Source organism: Clostridium sp. LY3-2 (assembly GCF_024705715.1).
Taxonomy (GTDB): domain Bacteria; phylum Bacillota; class Clostridia; order Clostridiales; family Clostridiaceae; genus Clostridium.
On record NZ_JAMDLQ010000047.1, the window covers coordinates 43,108 to 60,545 of the forward strand.

Sequence of the window (17,438 nt, forward strand, 5' to 3'; positions counted from 1 at the left end):
TATTTTAATTTTCTTCTAAAATTTTAGCTGACTCATTTGTAAGCTTAGTTAAGGTATCATAGTTTTGTGCACCTAATAATTCTTTATATTTATTATGTAGTTTTAATCTAAACCTTGAAATATCTTCTTGAATATCCTCACCCTTTGTAGTTAAAAATATGTGAGATAATTTCCCCTCTGACTTTCTTTCTACAAGCCCCTTTATAACAAGCTTATCAATAAGCCTAGTTATTGTTGAAGGCTTTAGATGAAGCTCTTCACATAACTCTTTTTGAGTAATGCCTGGCTTAAATTTAACGCCAAGTAAAATATATACGTATGATGGTGATAAACCTAAAGGTTTTAGTTCTTCGTCAGCAATATTTGCTGCTATTTTTTTTAATCTAGTTGCAGTGAAAAATAAACATCCACAGAAATTTTGTTCTAGCATGTTGCCCTCCAAATAAAAATTTATATAATATCTATATTAAATATAAAAATTAAATTTTGCAACTAAATTAGTCCAAAATTTTACAAGTACCTACATAAAAAAAGGAAGTTTAAAACAAACTTCCTTTTTAAATCTAATTATTTTATAAGTAATTGCTCTTTAGAATGAACTAATGAAGTTAATAAGTCGTTATAAGGAGTTGCTATATTAAGCTCTTTTCCTTTTTTAGCTATATATCCGTTTATATAGTCTATTTCTGTTAGACGCTTATTTTGAATTAAATCTTGATGCATTGAAGGATAATGTGCTCCAGCTTGGCTTGGGTCATATATCGCTTCTATTCCTCTTGCAACTTCTTCTACGTTTAAATTAACTCCGTAAGTTTTAGCTACATTTGAAAACTCTTCAATTATCTTTCTTATTAATTCTCTAGATTCTTTTAATTCACCAAATTCTTTTATGTTGCAATCTAATATAGTACAAGTACTATTTAATGTACCATTTACACAAGCTTTTCTCCAAATTGAGAATATAACATCACTACTATAGTGTGCTTTAAGTCCTGCTAAATTTAATACATCACAAATTTCTCTAGCTTCTACTTCCATCTTAGTATCTAAGTTTTGAACTTCTAAACTTCCATCCCCAGTTAATAGTACATGTCCTGGTCCTTTAAGTCCAGCTGTCCATAAAGTAACACCCATTAAGATATTTTTACTATCAACATATTCAGCTATAGTTTCATTATGACCTAATCCATTTAATAAGCATAACACTCTTGTATTTTCACCTAATATTCCTTTTATAGACTCAAGCATTGGTCTTAATCCCATTGATTTTGTAAATAAAATCACAAGGTCTGGAACTTCTTTTGCATCTTCTGGAAGCATTGCTGGTATTTTAACCTTTTTTATCTCCCCGTTTTCTTCAACTGAAAGACCTTCTTTATTAATAGTATCAACATGATCTTTCCACGCATCAACTAAAAATACATCATTTCCAGCGTTTTGTAACATATATCCGAAACGTGAGCCCATAGCTCCTGCCCCTACTATTCCTATCTTCATATAGAACACTCTCCTTACTTTATCTAATAGTTAATTAAATATATTTAAAAATTTTATCGTCGTATAATTTTAAAACTTTTCTACAGAATAAATCTATTAAAAATGCACCAACAAATGGTATTACTATAAATGCGATAACTGCACTTGCTATAGCAAGTCCAACGCTTGCAGTAGATCCATTAATAGCTGCAAGCGGTCCAACTAATCCTACTAGTCCAAACCCTGCACTATTTGGAGTACCTAAAATATTTAAGAAATATCCGCCTATCCCACAAAGTATTCCATTAGCTATAATTGGAACTGCGATTATTGGATATGTAACTAAGTTTGGCATCATCATTTTCATAGCACCAAGTAAAACTGATAAAGTAACTCCACTTTGATTAATTCTTCTTGACCCTACTACTAATACTGCAGTACAAGCTGCAACTCCTATTGCTGCGGCACCTGCTCCAAGTCCTGTTATACCTATAGCTATTCCTATAGCTACTGTTGAGATTGGAGATATAATTAAAATTGCAAATGATACACTGATTAATATGCACATTAATAAAGGTTGTAATGTTGTAAATTTATTCATAACTGCACCTATTCCAACAGTTATCTCTCTAACATATGGTAACATAAGCATTCCGATAACACCAACGCCTGCACCTGCTATAATTGGTAATAAAAGAATTGTTAAAGAACCAAGTTTATCACCAATTGCTCTTATTACTAAAACAGCTATACAAGAAACTAGCATTATATTTATTAAATCACCAATACCAACTAACATAACGCCATTTTCTGTTACTTTAAAAGCACCTGAACCTAAAAATACTGCACATCCAACTATTACAGATTGCATTGCATTAAAACTAAATTGTAATCCTACTAAAACTCCAACTAATATAGGAACTACAAATTGCATTATGTTTACTGCATTATATAGAGTTTGAAAAATTGGAGAAACTCCTATAAGCCCTTTAAAAATCGATCCTAAAATTGCATTTGGAATAAGTCCTACAACTATCCCTGTTGCTGTACCTGCTAAAATCTTATTTAAATAATCTTTAGCTGTAAGCCTGTCCTTATTTTTTGTATTTTCTTTTGTCATTTCAATCTTCATCCTTCAAAAATAAATTTCTTTGTTTATTATTTGTCATTAAAATTCAACATTTTCTCTTTTAAATTTTAAAAATCACTAGTAATTTTATTAAGTTAATCGTTTAAATTTAGTAAAAGTACGTTAAAGTTTCACTCATTTGTATGTACAACTAACTTGTTCGTTAATAATATATCATACTTTATTTTTGTTTTGCAATACATTTTTTAATATTTTTTTAAAAATATTAAGTTTAATCTATATACTTTAATTACCGAAAAATTTTTACTAAAAAAAGGCTAGTCAAACTAGCCTTTTTTATTTATTCATATTCACTATATAAGATACTGGATCTTCATAAAACTTTAGCTTTATATCTGGTTCTAAAGTTTTTTCATCAGACTTTTCTTTATTTGGTCTTATAAATTTTTTGTGAGACACCATTCCAATTATTTTGCTGTTTTTAAGCTGATACTGTATAATGTCGCCATATGATGAAGGCATATTTTCACTACTACTTCCTACAATCAGACCTAAATTCCCATCTCTAACTAAGGTTCCAAGCCAAGTTGCTGAACTAAAGGTGTTAGCATTTGTTATAACATATAGCTTTATATTTTCATTTTTCTTTGAATAATTACTTCCTTCTAAATCAACGTATCCAGTTTCTTTTAAGTACCCTCTTTGTTCTTTTGCAAGTTTTGAATATCTTATCTTTTGTGAGAAACTTCCACACTCCATACCCATAGCATTTAATAATTCCTCACACGCCTTTGAATCTCCCCCTGGGTTATCACGAACATCTACTATTACATTTTTAACTCCATTATTTAATTCACCCTTTAAATTATCTATAAGAGTATTTAAACTATCATTAACTGTGCAAATCTGAAATTTAATATAATAATTATCTTTATCTATTTTTTTACCATAAATCTCACGATTTAAAGGTTTACTTATATTTCGTATAAAAGAAATACTTATATTTTTTATATTACTTCCTTCTTTAATCTTTAACTTTACTTCTTCTTTAGGTTTTACTCCTAAATACTCTAATACTTTCTTTCCTTTAAGATAATTTTCTATGTTTTTATTTTCTCCAGAGTAATTTTCATAAGGAAATATCTCATTAATTCCTGATTTTAAGCTTTTTATATTAACACCATTTATTTCTACTACCTCTTGATTAGTTAAATTATCATCTTTATCTAATAACTTTAATTTTGAATCTAAATAAATCCAATTTACATTTAACTTTTCATCTTCTTTCCAACCTATTGATGTATGCTTGTCTTCTAAAGATGTGAGATATTTAGAAACCTCAACTTGAAAATCAGAGGTTAACATTCCCTTATTAGTATTTTTTATAAACCTATCCTTCGCTTCCCTATATTTTTTATTAACCCCTTCTAAAAAAATAGGGTGAGTATCTTCTATTATATTTATTAGTTCTTCTCTATCTTCTAATACTTTCTCCTTACTAAGATTCTTATTTAAAATAACTCTTCCGTTTGGAACGAACTCCTTAGGCTTAGCTAAACTTATAGGATAATTATTATACGAGTAGATAAAAGAAACAGAAGTAATTAATATTAATACACAAACTATACTAAAAATTATTCTCTTTTTTCTCAATAGCCTTCTCCTTTCGTTAAATTATATTAATATTTTATCACAAAATTACTTTTTATCTAACTGTTTACATCCAAAGGGTTTACATCAAAAAAGCATACTGAAAATCAGTATGCTATTACTTTATAAGTTTTATATTAAATTACAGATTTCCCTTATATCATCTATTACGTGATCTGCTCCTATATTAAAAAAACCTTCCCTAACTCTTTCTCTGGCCTCTCTTTTTTTAGAATCGCTTAAAGAGTCATATTCCTCTTTAGAAAGCCCCATATTTGAACTACCAACAGTTATTCCAACAGTTGTAACTCCAGCATTTTTACCTTCTAGAATATCTGAATTAGTATCTCCAACTTTAATAATCTCTTTTGGAGATAAAATTTTAAGTTCTTCCATATTCCTAAATATCATATAAGGATAAGGTCTTCCAAGTGAACTTGTAGAGTCTGGAGTAATATAAAAGTCTGGACTATAGCCCTTTTTCTTAGCTTCCTTAACTACTATTTCCATCATTTTATCTGTGTAACCTGTAGTTGACCCTATCTTTATCCCTCTTTCTCTTAATGTATTTATAGTTTCTAATACATTAGGTTTTATATCAGTATAATCTTTTAATGATTTTAAAAGCGCTGGTTCAAACTCTTTATATAAATTATTTACATCCTCTTCTGTAAAATCTCTTTTATATTTAAACTTCCACTCATTTCTTATTCTTTCCATATTGAGCATTTCTCTTATATGGTCTATTTTAAGCATCCCCATAGGTAATCTTGCTTCCTCATTAGTTACATCTATTCCTGCATTTTTAAATATTTGGATAAACACATTAACTGGTGCAAAACATCCAAAGTCTACAGTAGTTCCAGCCCAATCAAATATTACGCATTTTATATTATTCATTTATTTCACCTCTTAAATATTTTTTAGTAGCTTCATATAGCCTTTCTACATCATCTAAATAAATTTCTCCTATATTTCCTATTCTAAAAGTATCTATATCTGTTAATTTACCTGGATATATTACAAATCCCTCTTCTTTCATAAATTTATAAAATGAATCAAATTTGAAATTTTCTTTTGGATATAAAAATGTTGTTATTATAGGAGATTGCTTTTTTTCATCTATATATGATTCTATTCCAAGTTCTTTAAAAGCCAATCTTATCACGTCATTATTTTTTTTATATCTTAGATACCTAGCTTCCACACCTCCTTCTTCTTTTAACTCATCTAAGGCTTTAGAAAAAGCTGCTACAACATGAGTTGGTGATGTAAACCTCCACTTTCCGTCTTTCATTCCAATGTATTGATCATACAAATCTAAAGAAAGACTTTTAGAAACTCCCTTGCACCTATTAAGCGCTTCTTTATTTGAGATAATAAATCCAAAGCCTGGAACTCCTTGAATGCATTTGTTTGCACTACTTATAAGAAAATCTATCTTTAAAGATTTTATATCAATATCTATTCCACCAAAACTACTCATCGCATCTATAATCAATATTTTTTTAAACTCTTTAGAAAGTTTTGATACCTCTTCTATAGGATTTAAAATACCAGTAGTGGTTTCGCAGTGTACCATAGCTATATGAGTTATCTTAGGATCATTTTTTAAGATTCTTTTTATAACTTCCATATTAGGATATTTATCATACTCTACTTCATAGATTGCAGTATTTAACTCCATCTTCCTTGCCATAGAGATTATTCTCTCTCCATAAGCTCCATTTGATATAATTAAACACTTATCTGTTTTTTTCACTGATGAATGTAATACTGACTCTACAGAAAAACTTCCACTTCCTTGCATAAGAACTGCTGCGTACTCATCTTCATCTACTTTTCCTATATCTAATAAATCTTTTCTTATCTTTCTAGTAATAGCTTTATAATCCTCATCCCAAGTGCATCTATCTTTAAGCATTTCTCTTTTTACAGTTTCTGTTGTTGTAAGTGGTCCTGGTGTTAATAATTTATAATTTTCCATATAATTTCCCCCTTAATTTCCCATAGCCTTTTTAAAAATATCTTGATGCTCTTTTAATAAATCAACTGTAAGTTTTTCTTTATAAACTTTGCTGTACTTTGGCTTATATTTTTCATCTACCTTTTCGCCTTTATATAAAGCTACTGGGTAATATTTTATAAGCTCACTTCTACTTTTTTCGATTATAGTTTTTGCAATTTCCATAGATAGCTTATTCTTTTCTTCCCCCTTATCTACAACAGCTATAGATTCACTTAAAGAATAATTACCTTCTACTGGGTCTATATAATCTATAGGTAACCCATTTGCTTTATCGAAAACGCCTTGATGCCTTAATCCAAAACCAGCTAAAACTTCTCCAGCTCTTACTTTTTTAATAGGTCCTGAACCTGAACTTTCTATATGAGGTCCTGCATTTACTACTAACCCTTTTAAAACCTCTTCTCCTTCTTTTTCACCATACTCTGAGATTACAGCTTGTACTAAAAGCCATGCTGTAGAAGAATCTAGTATGTTTGGAATAGATATTAGATTTTTATATTTAGGGTCAGTTAAATCTTTTATAGATTTTGGCTCTTCAAACCCTTTTTCCTTTAATACCTTTGTATTAATAAATATTGCCCCTGTATTTGCTAATATAGGAGTATAATAAGCTGGATACTTTTCAATTGAATTAGTATCAAATGTTAAATCTACAAACATTTGATTTTTCTCTTTTGCACTCTCTATATAGTAAGAACTCATAGTTACAACATCCGCTTCAATTGACTTTCCTTCTGCTAAAAGCTTACCTCCAAGTTCTGACGTTCCCATACCAGTTATAATAAATTTATCTTTAAAACCTGAATTATTAAGAGAATCTTCCATAGTTTTTATACATTCTTCATCTGAATTAGTATAAATTATAACTTTCTCTTCTTCTTTACTTGTGCACCCTTGAAATAATCCTAAACTCATTATTATTCCAAGTCCTAAAGCTAAAATTCCTTTTCTTCTTATCATCATTTACACCCCATCTTTTTTATTTTGATAAAATTCGCAAATAAGTTTTACAAATAAATTAGTTAAAAATATAAGAATTGATAATATAAAAATTTCATTAAACTTAGCATAATGCTGAAGCTCTTTTATTTTTGTTGTTATAACAGCACTCTTTGAACCTACTAAGAAAATTATTGCACTTATAGTTACCATAGAATTTATAAAATAATAGCTAAACATTTCAACTATAGTTTTAAATGAATTTGGGATAATAACCCTATAAAGAGTTTTAAAAAAGCTATCTCCCATAAGTTCTCCTGTAGTTTCAAATCCTTTGTTTAATTTACTTAAAGAGCCCTTTGCCATAAGGTATGGAGCTGCAAAAAAGTGAACTATATTACAAACAATTATAAGAATTAAGCTTCCCTTTAAGCTGCTCTTATTAAATAAGAGTAAATAAGATAACCCTAAAACCATCCCTGGAATCGTATTTGTAATAATAGATATAGTATCAATACTTCCTTTAAATTTAGATTTTAAATTGCTTCTTGTATTTAGTGCTGCTGCAAGATAGGCTAAAATTACACCAAATGCTCCTGAAAATAAAGATACAACTATAGAATTTCTAAAAGTCTCAATTAAATTATTAGAAGTTAAAGTGCTCTTTACGTGATCTAAAGAAAAGGTCATATCATAAGGAAAGTTTTTCATAAATGGAGATATAAACATAACTAAAAATATGCTAAAAATTAATAATGCAGAAATTAATGATATTATAGAAAATCCTATATCTCTAAAATTATTTTTCCTAAGTTCTATATCTGAAATTTTGTCATAATTAAAATTAAATCTTTCAAGGTAATTTAATAGAATAATTCCAAACACAGCTGGAACTAGCATAATTATTGCTATGGCTGCTCCCCCGTTAAAATCAGGTATTGCCCCAAGCATAACTTGATAAAGAGTTGTTGATACTACTTCAAAATTCCCTCCTACAGCTGCAGGAATCCCAAAGTCTGTAAAACTTAATATAAAAGAAAGAACAAATGCACAGCCTATACTTCCTATTAAAGGCCTTATGATGGTATTTTTTATAGTTCTAAATTTAGAATCTCCCATTAAATTAGATACTGTTAAAAACTTTTTATCTATATATCTAAAAGAATTATTTATTAAAAGGTAAGCTGTAGGTAGTGTATATATCATATATCCTATAAGTAGTCCCTTAGGACCATAGATTTCAAAAAGCTCTCCATTAAAAATTTTAGTTAAAAGTCCCTGTTTTCCAAAAGAATAAATTATTGCAAAACCATAAGTAATAGTTGGAAGTAACATTGGAATAAACATAACTATATTAACTAATTTTTTTATTCTTTTTGGCATGTTTGAAAAATTCATTCCATAAGCCAAAATAAACGCTATAAAAGTAACTATAATTCCATTTAAAAATGAAATACCTACGCTATTTTTTATTGACCTTAAAAGTACTTTATCCGATAAATACTTAGAATAATTACTTAAGGTAAATCCTTCATAATTTCTAAAAGAGTCAAAAACTAGTATAAATAATGGAACTAACAAAAATAGTAGAAAAAATAAAAGTATAAAACTATAAATAAATTTAAATTCCTTTTTAGTTTTATCCATAACACTCACCAAATAACTTAAAGATATTTTCTTTCTTTATCATCAGCTGACTTATAATAAACTTTGAAACAAACTCATTACTTGGATTTTCTATAACTTCCTTTGGAGTTCCAAACTGTGATATTTTACCTTCATCAATAATAAGTACTTTGTCTGATAAAGTTAGCGCCTCTTCTGGGTCGTGAGTTACTATAATTGTAGTAAGTTTAAATTCTTTAGAAATACTTTTAATCTTTTCTTTTATTGATTCTTTAATTACTCCATCTAAAGCACTTAAAGGTTCATCTAAAAGTAAAACTTTAGGTTTTAAAACTAATGTCCTTGCTATAGATACCCTTTGCTTTTGCCCTCCTGATAATTCACTTATCTTTTTATCTAGATGATTTTCTAATTCTAAAAATTTAATTATATCTTCTACTTCTTCTTTAGTTGAAGCTCCCTTATTATTTTTCAAACCATAAATTATGTTTTGATAAGCATTTAAATTTGGGAAAAGTGCATAATCTTGAAAAACTATATTAAAACCTCTATTTTTCATAGATACATTTGTTAAATCCTTTTCCTTAAATATAATCTCACCTTCATCTTGTTTTGTAAGACCTAATATAATATTTAAAAGAGTTGTCTTTCCAGAGCCGCTCTTTCCAAGTAATGAAACTATTTCGCCTTCTCTTATATCTAAGCTAATGCCATCTAGCACTTTTTTATCTCCAAAGCATTTAGTTATATTTTTTAATTTCAACATCTTCTTAACCTCCGATCTACTTTTACTATAAGCTAAGGTTGTAAAAGGAAAATTATCCCTATGTTAATAAATGTAAAATAAAAATTAAAAAGGATAAGCTTTAAGCTCATCCTTTTAGTAATACCTATATTATTGTTATTAAGTCTAATCAATGCATCAGATTTTTAAATCCATCTAGCCCATTATTCTTAAGGCTTAGAATAGAATCTTTTAAATCTTTATCTTCTTTAAATCTTTGTTATGTTTTAAAATATAATAATTTTTCATTTAACTTTTTCTTTTTAAAATTTACATTTTAAGATGTCATTTTTAAAAATATTTCTTAAATTATAAAGATTTAAGTTAAATTTGTTAATTTATTCCTCAACCCTTTTAACCTTTTTCTAATATTTCTAAACTAAATCTAACAAATAATATTAACTTATCTCTTTCCTGCATCAAAAGGTTCTCCAGCTGCCTTTGGCGCTCTTGAAGATTTTGAAAAAACTATTAAAGCTAAAAGTGTAACTACGTACGGGAATATTTTTAAATATACAGGCGGTATAGCTTGAAGAGATGATATAACCCCTGATACATTAGCTATAGTCGTTGCTATTCCAAAAAACATAGTAGCACCTAAAATTCCAAACGGCTTCCACTGCCCAAATATAAGTGCAGCTAATGCTAAAAATCCGAGTCCTGCTACACTTCCGTTAAATTCTCCAGCATAAGTTACAATAATTATTGCACCTCCAAGTGCAGAAAAACCACCTGAAATTATTACTCCAATATATCTCATTTTATATACACTAATTCCTGCTGAAGCTGCCGCTTGAGGATGTTCTCCACAAGCTCTTAGTCTCATTCCAAAACTAGTTTTATAAAGTACTATTGCACTTAAAACTACTATTAAAAGTACAAGCCATGTAGTTATATAAGTATTTGTAAAAAATAACGGCCCTATTATAGGTATCTTTGAAAGAATAGGTATATCTTTTGGAACAAATCCCATTTTAATACCTATATTTCCGCTACCTGTAATGCTTCTAGCTAAAAATATTGTAAGTGACCCTGCTATCATATTAATTGCTGTTCCGCTAATTACCTGATTTGCACAAAGATTTATACTTGCAAAAGCATGTAAAAGAGAAAATATTGCACCTACTAAAAAAGCTACTAAAAGCCCTAGCCAAAGGTGAAGGTTACTTCCACTTGGAACTTTATCTTGCATATTAACTATAGTAAAGGCACCTGCAAAAGATCCTACAATCATAAATCCATCAAGACCTATATTAACAACTCCACTTCGTTCGCAATATAAAGCTCCTAAAGCTGTAATTAATAATGGTGCCATATATGCCATAGCATAAGGAAATATTTGTTCAATAGTTTCAAGCATTTTAAGATTCCTCCTTTGATAGATTAGATTTTTTTCTCTTTCTTTTTATGTTGTCCATCACTCTACCTATTAAGACACTTGTAGCTGCAAAGTAGATAATTATAGCTATTATAGTTCCTGCAATTTCTGGAGGTATATCTACCATAGCACTCATAAATCCTCTTCCTGTATATAATAATCCAAAGAATATTGCAGAAAACAGCACTCCAATTGGTGTATTTCCAGCTAAAAGTGCTACTGCTATACCATCAAATCCTTGGCTTGGCATAACCCCTATTTGCATAGAAACAGTATTTCCAGCATATTGAGTAAGTCCTGCAAGACCAGCAAGCCCTCCTGCAATCAGCATAGATAAAATAATATTTCTATTAACTGGCATACCAGCATACTCAGCGGCATGTCTATTAAAACCTACTGCTTTTAACTCGTATCCTAAAACAGTTTTATTTAATATAAATGCTATAGCTATAACTGATACTACAGCTATTATTATCCCAAGGTTTATAAAAGAACCATCAAAAAGATCTGATAGACCCTTTAAATAAAGAGTTGAATTCTCTCCAAGGGCTGCTGATTCAGTTTCCACACTACCTTTAAAGTATTCTGGAACAGCATAAAATACTATCCAATATGATATCCAGTTCATCATTATAGTAGAAACTACTTCATGAACATTAAACTTAGCTTTAAGTATTCCTGGTATTAAAGCAAAAAATGCCCCAGCTAACATAGACCCAATTATCATAACTAAAATCATAATTCCTTTTGGTAAATCTAATGATAACCCTAAGGCTAAAGAAACAAATCCCCCAAATAACATCTGACCTGGCGCACCAATATTAAAAAGTCCAGTTTTAAAAGCAAATGCTACTGAAAGACCAGTTAAAATTAAAGGTGTTGCAGTAGATAGGGTATTTCCTATCCTCTCTATATTCATCATTCCACCCTTAATTAAAAAGGAGTATCCTTCTATAGGGTTCTTTCCTATTAGTGCCATAAGAATTCCACCTGCAATTAAACCTAATACTACTGCAAGTAAAGATAAAACTAACTGCCTTTTACCCATCTCTACCTTCCTCCTTTTTAATTCCAGCCATCATAAGACCTATTTCATTTTCATCTGTATCTTTTGAATCTACTATTCCTACAAGCTCTCCGTTATTTATAACAGCAATTCTATCTGATAAATTAAGTATCTCATCTAGTTCTAAAGAAACTAAAAGGACTGCCTTTCCTTTATCTCTCTCTTCTACTAATCTTTTATGAATATATTCAATAGAACCAACATCTAACCCTCTAGTAGGTTGAACTGCTATTAAAAGCTCAGGCTTCATCTCAATTTCTCTTCCTACTATTGCTTTTTGCTGATTTCCACCAGACATTTCTCTTACGATAGTTTCTTCTTCTTCAGATGATCTTACATCAAAAGCTTTTATTATTTCTTTTGCATACTTTTTTATTTCTTTTTTATTTATTATCCCTTTATTTGAAAAGGGTTTATTTTTATATGCTTTAAGCACTATATTATTTTCTAAGTTATAATCTAATACTAGACCTCTCTTATGCCTATCTTCTGGAATATATGAAATTCCTTTATCAATCCTATCTCTAATAGAGAGCTTTTCTATGTCACTTCCTAAAAATTCGATTTTCCCACTAAAAACTTTACTTATTCCAGTTATAGCTTGAACTAATTCAGCTTGTCCATTCCCCTCAACTCCTGAGAGTCCTAGTATCTCTCCGCCTCTTATAGAAATTGAAAAGTCCTTAAGTCCTAATACTTTTCTATTATTTTTAACAGATAGATTTTCAGTTTTTAAAACTACTTCTCTTAATTTTGCCTCACCTTTTTTAACTTTAAAGGTTACTTCTCTACCTACCATCATCTTGGCCATTTTTTCTTCACTAGTATCCGCTACATCTACAGTTCCTATATATTTCCCTTTTCTAATAACAGTACATCTATCTGCTATTTCTTTGATTTCTTTTAATTTATGAGTAATAATAATTACAGATTTACCTTCATTTATTAAATCTCTTATAATATTCATAAGTTCATGTATCTCTTGAGGCGTTAAAACTGCAGTAGGCTCGTCTAATATTAAAACATTTGCTTCTCTATATAACATTTTTAATATCTCAACTCTTTGCTGCATACCTACTGATATGTCCTCAATTTTTGAATTTGGATCGATATTTAAATTATACTTTTTAGAAATCTCTTCGATTCTTTTAGCTGCTTTTTCTTTATCTAAAAATATCTTAAACCTTTTAGGTTCACATCCTAAAATTATATTTTCTGTAACAGTAAAGGTATCAACTAATTTGAAGTGTTGATGAACCATCCCTATTCCATACTCATTTGCTTTATTTGGACTATTTATCTTTACTTCTTTTCCATTTATTTTTATTTTCCCAGAATCAGGCTTATACATTCCAAATAAAATACTCATCAAAGTAGATTTACCAGCTCCATTTTCACCAAGCAAAGCATGAACCTCACCTTTTTTTAGAGTAAGTGTTATGTTGTCATTTGCAACTAACCCTGAAAATTCTTTACGGATATTTAGCATTTCAACTACATATTCCATAGTTTATCCTCCTAGCTTTTTATTATGAAAAAGGGGACCTCATAATTTTATTTTGAGAATCCCCTTATTTAAATTAAGGTATTAAATCACCTTGTTCTGCTGAAACTTTGATTTCTCCAGATTTCATTTTTTCTTTTATTTCATTTACCTTTTTAACTGTTTCTTCTGAAAGGTTTGGATTAGTTTCTGGAATACCTACTCCATCATTATTTATATCATATCTTAAAGTTTTTCCGCCTTGGAACTTTCCGTCTAATTCATCTTTAATCATATCAAATGCTGATTTACCAATCTTTTTAGTAGCAGATGTTAAAACAACTGATTTATCGCCTTCATATTTTCCTTCGTCAAATTGATCAACGTCAACTCCAACTACAAATGCTTCTTCCCCTTTACTTGCTCTAGTTTTAGCTTCAGTAATAACTCCAACTCCAACTTTACCTGCACAAGCAAAGATAGCTTTAACACCTCTATCATACATAGTAGCTGCTGTTTGTTGACCTAATGCTACATCATCAAAAGACATTGTGTATTTAACATTTTCTTTTTTAAGAGTTACCTTAGTTCCTAAATTCTTATTTGCATAATTTACACCTTGTTGGAATCCCCAGTTAAACTTTTGAACTGGCGGGATTTTAAGCCCTCCTATAAATCCAAGGTCACCTTCTTTTAGCTGAAGTGCTGTTGCAACCCCTGCTAAAAATCCTGATTGTTCTTCTGCGTAGAAGATAGAAACAGTATTTTCTCCTACCTTAGTTGTAGGTTTCTTTTCATCTCCGTCGTTTGGCGCTCCGTCTATAATTACAAATTTTGCATCTTTATATTTATCTTGTGCTTCATATATTGCTGTTTCAAACTTATATCCAGGAGTTACTATAAATTTAAACCCTGCATCATAAATATTCTTTATTTCTGTTAAGTAGTCTGCCTTAGTTTGTCCACCTGGTTGTAAATACTTTTCTTTAATTCCAAGTTCATTTTTAGCTTTAATAATTCCTTCCCAAGTACCTTGGTTAAAGGACTTATCATCAATAGTTCCAATATCTGTAATCATACCAACATTTAGATCCACTGATTTAGTATCTCCAGTACCTGAATCTCCACCGCATCCTGCTAGTACCCCTGTTGTCATTAACAGTGTAACTGCCATTGCAATCAGTCTTTTTTTCATAACACTACTCCCCTTTAATACATATTTTATTAACCTTAAGTTAACATTGTTTACACTTAAATTATACATCCTATATTTGCTTCTAACAACATATTTTTACATTAATTACTCTATTTTCTTAATGTAAATTTTATTTAATTAACTTCTTTATTTACATCTATAAAAAAAAGAGCCTTAAAATAAGGCCCTTTAAACTATTCATCTTCTTTATATTCAATTATGTCTCCAGGTTGACAATCTAGTTCTTTACAAATAGCTTCAAGAGTTTTAAATCTTATAGCTTTAGCTTTATTGTTTTTAAGTATTGATAAATTTGCATTTGTTATCCCTATCCTTTGGGATAACTCTCCTAAAGATATCTTTCTTTTTGCCATCATTACATCTAAATTAATTATTATAGCCATACTTATCACCTATATCGTTAAATCATTATCTTCTTTATATTTTACAGCCTGCTCAAAAACTTTTGAAAGTATTCCTATAAAACAACCTGCAAGTAAGAAGATAAAGATCTCTGCATCTGTGTGTATTCCCGCTTGGTCTATATTTATTATGCTAAATGTATCTTTACCTAAATTTAAGACAAAGTTAACTATATAACAAAAAGCAATAGTAAAACAGGAAAACATAAGTCTTCTTAAAGACTTAACATTTGAAACTGTAAAAGGGTTTTCTAAAACTAATGTTTTAATTATCCTTTTAAGTTCAATTATAAATGCAAATGTTGCTATTATTCCAATTATTAAAAGTGCTATTGTTATATACTTATGAAAACCTGAAATATTAACCTTAGGTAATTCAAAAAATAATATATATCCTGACAATACAACTCCAAGTATTAATACTATACTAAGAATTACATTAATAACGCTTGATAGTGAATTCTTTCCGTAGTACTTCATTATTTTCCTCCAAAAACTATAATTATATATATTATAGTACCACATAAACTTGAATTTTACATTTTTGAATTATAATAATTATAATCGTACCATTTATTCGAAATAGTTTTTTGACTTAAATAATAATCAAATTCTTCTCTTTCTATTTTATTCTCTTTAAAAGCTTTTAAAACTTCTTCATAAGCATCACCAGAAAGAGTAGTTATATATGTTATATCTATATTTTTCCCTTTTGAATTCAAATTATAGCCAGCAATTATTTTATCCATATTTATATAATTTAAAATAAGATAGATTATAGATCCAATAATGATTATAATTTTAAAGATATTAATTTTTTTAAATAAGGATATAAAGATAAATACTAAAGATATAACTATAAAAATAGTAAAGGCTGTTGTTAAAAACCTTAATCTTGTAAGTCCAAACTCACTTACATAAAGACTCATTTTATAAATAGATATAAATGCCATAACTATACTCATAGCTGTTGTAATACTATTTAATATTTTTATTTTATCTTTTTCTAAAGTTCTACTTTTAAAATATATAACTAAAAATATATTTATTAAAAGAACTATAACTAATTGAAAAAATCCATTTCTTGCATAACTTGAATAATCATAAGCGCTATTTAAAGATATATTACTTTTTGAGAAAACACTTAAAAAAACTGTTATTAAAAATGCTAAATATAAGATATTTATTACTGATAAAATAGTTGCAACTAAAATATCGTCTAACTTTTTAACTTTATATAACTTTCTCTTTTCAAATTTAATATTAAATCCAATATAAAAGTTATAAATAAATATAAAGGCTACGCTAAAGAAGATTAACTTAAAGAAAACAATTTTAAAATTCTCTAAATAGAAAATATTAAAAATTTCTCCGATTCCTTTACTTATTATAAATTCAAAGTTAGAATCTGATGCTGAAAGTAAAATTACTAAAACTATTAAAAGAGGAATAGAAATTATAAGTCCTTTTAATATACTATTTAAATTTTTATTCTTTCTTTTTAATTTAAATCCGCCTAAAGATGCTGTTATTAGATTAATATTATTACAGCACAAAAGATTAAGTATAGTTCTTTTTATACTATCATTAAGTATATTTTCCCTATTAAATTCAGAATCAAAATTTAGAAAATAAAGGCCTATCATTATTGAAATTGTAACAAAAATCAAATTTAAAATAATAAAAATTGGATTTGTAAATATACTATAAGTTAAACTTAGCATAACCCCTAAAAAAGAAAAATATATAAATTTATAATTTATTTTACCTCCTCTAAAAGATGTAACTATACCTAATGTTGTTACAATTAATGCTACAATAAATATCCAAATCCCTCTAAATATAAACCCTTCAGAATTAAAGACGAAAAAAGTTAAGATTAGTCCAAGTATAATAGAACTTATCCCTACAGTTTTTGTTAAAGTTACTTCTCTTTCATTTTCCTTAAATCCAAGTTTTAGGTTATAGTTGTATTCTCTTTTACAAAGTTCTTTTACTATTTCAAAATCCCTATAACCTAACTTAAAATCTTCTATTTTTGATACGTTTTGAATATCTTTATCTTTAATCTCATCATTTAAAGATAAGATATTTAAAATCACTATATTGTATTCCTCTTCTAAGTAAAAAAACTTTTCTGTATCTACAATATCAAGTTTGCTATAGTTAACTTTTCCCTCTAAAAATAAATCTAAATCATTAAGAGGAATCTCCTCTCCTTCAAAGCATTTCATTTTATTGTTTTCTAATACTAAAAATGAATCATTAAGTGTTTTTAAAATAAATAGATATTTTTTCAT

16 protein-coding genes are annotated in these 17,438 nt (G+C 28.4%); all 16 read right to left on the minus strand.

All coding sequences use genetic code 11. From position 1 onward, the window contains the following. Window positions 1-4: 4 nt before the first annotated feature. Window positions 5-430: a MarR family winged helix-turn-helix transcriptional regulator gene (locus M4I33_RS13995; RefSeq protein WP_257917390.1), complete on the minus strand. Its 426-nt coding sequence runs from the start codon at window positions 428-430 to the stop codon at window positions 5-7. 137 nt (window positions 431-567) lie between these two features. Then, window positions 568-1,497: a 2-dehydropantoate 2-reductase gene (locus M4I33_RS14000; protein ID WP_257917391.1), complete on the minus strand. Its 930-nt coding sequence runs from the start codon at window positions 1,495-1,497 to the stop codon at window positions 568-570. 34 nt (window positions 1,498-1,531) lie between these two features. Continuing rightward, complete coding sequence (locus M4I33_RS14005) at window positions 1,532-2,596, minus strand: PTS transporter subunit IIC (protein WP_194189849.1); 1,065 nt, start codon at window positions 2,594-2,596, stop codon at window positions 1,532-1,534. A gap of 306 nt (window positions 2,597-2,902) precedes the next feature. Beyond that, window positions 2,903-4,219 carry a S41 family peptidase gene (locus tag M4I33_RS14010; protein WP_257917393.1) on the minus strand — a complete coding sequence of 439 codons (1,317 nt, stop codon included), beginning with the start codon at window positions 4,217-4,219 and terminating at the stop codon, window positions 2,903-2,905. Between the two features lie 129 nt (window positions 4,220-4,348). Beyond that, window positions 4,349-5,116 (minus strand): phosphonoacetaldehyde hydrolase, encoded by a 768-nt coding sequence (phnX, locus tag M4I33_RS14015; protein ID WP_257917394.1) that lies wholly within the window; start codon window positions 5,114-5,116, stop codon window positions 4,349-4,351. Further along, complete coding sequence (locus tag M4I33_RS14020) at window positions 5,109-6,203, minus strand: 2-aminoethylphosphonate--pyruvate transaminase (protein WP_257917395.1); 1,095 nt, start codon at window positions 6,201-6,203, stop codon at window positions 5,109-5,111. The genes phnX and M4I33_RS14020 overlap by 8 nt, the downstream gene beginning before the upstream one ends. A 12-nt stretch (window positions 6,204-6,215) precedes the next feature. Continuing rightward, on the minus strand, window positions 6,216-7,205 hold the full coding sequence (locus M4I33_RS14025) for an extracellular solute-binding protein (protein WP_257917397.1): 990 nt from the start codon (window positions 7,203-7,205) through the stop codon (window positions 6,216-6,218). A 3-nt stretch (window positions 7,206-7,208) separates the two neighbouring features. Continuing rightward, window positions 7,209-8,831: an ABC transporter permease subunit gene (locus M4I33_RS14030; RefSeq protein ID WP_257917398.1), complete on the minus strand. Its 1,623-nt coding sequence runs from the start codon at window positions 8,829-8,831 to the stop codon at window positions 7,209-7,211. After that, on the minus strand, window positions 8,824-9,576 hold the full coding sequence (locus tag M4I33_RS14035) for an ABC transporter ATP-binding protein (protein WP_257917399.1): 753 nt from the start codon (window positions 9,574-9,576) through the stop codon (window positions 8,824-8,826). Before M4I33_RS14035 ends, M4I33_RS14030 begins: the two co-directional genes overlap by 8 nt. A 421-nt stretch (window positions 9,577-9,997) precedes the next feature. After that, on the minus strand, window positions 9,998-10,954 hold the full coding sequence (locus M4I33_RS14040) for an ABC transporter permease (RefSeq protein WP_257917400.1): 957 nt from the start codon (window positions 10,952-10,954) through the stop codon (window positions 9,998-10,000). A gap of 1 nt (window position 10,955) precedes the next feature. Further along, window positions 10,956-12,020 carry an ABC transporter permease gene (locus tag M4I33_RS14045; protein ID WP_257917401.1) on the minus strand — a complete coding sequence of 355 codons (1,065 nt, stop codon included), beginning with the start codon at window positions 12,018-12,020 and terminating at the stop codon, window positions 10,956-10,958. Further along, complete coding sequence (locus tag M4I33_RS14050; protein WP_257917402.1) at window positions 12,013-13,545, minus strand: ABC transporter ATP-binding protein; 1,533 nt, start codon at window positions 13,543-13,545, stop codon at window positions 12,013-12,015. Before M4I33_RS14050 ends, M4I33_RS14045 begins: the two co-directional genes overlap by 8 nt. Before the next feature lie 73 nt (window positions 13,546-13,618). After that, window positions 13,619-14,716 carry a BMP family protein gene (locus M4I33_RS14055; protein ID WP_257917403.1) on the minus strand — a complete coding sequence of 366 codons (1,098 nt, stop codon included), beginning with the start codon at window positions 14,714-14,716 and terminating at the stop codon, window positions 13,619-13,621. Window positions 14,717-14,910: 194 nt separating this feature from the next. Continuing rightward, window positions 14,911-15,120, minus strand: a complete 210-nt coding sequence (locus M4I33_RS14060) for a helix-turn-helix transcriptional regulator (protein ID WP_257917404.1) — start codon at window positions 15,118-15,120, stop codon at window positions 14,911-14,913. A gap of 9 nt (window positions 15,121-15,129) precedes the next feature. Then, window positions 15,130-15,618 carry a DUF2975 domain-containing protein gene (locus M4I33_RS14065; protein ID WP_257917406.1) on the minus strand — a complete coding sequence of 163 codons (489 nt, stop codon included), beginning with the start codon at window positions 15,616-15,618 and terminating at the stop codon, window positions 15,130-15,132. Window positions 15,619-15,674: 56 nt separating this feature from the next. Then, a complete protein-coding gene (locus M4I33_RS14070; protein WP_257917407.1) occupies window positions 15,675-17,438 on the minus strand; it encodes a DUF4153 domain-containing protein in 1,764 nt (587 codons plus the stop codon).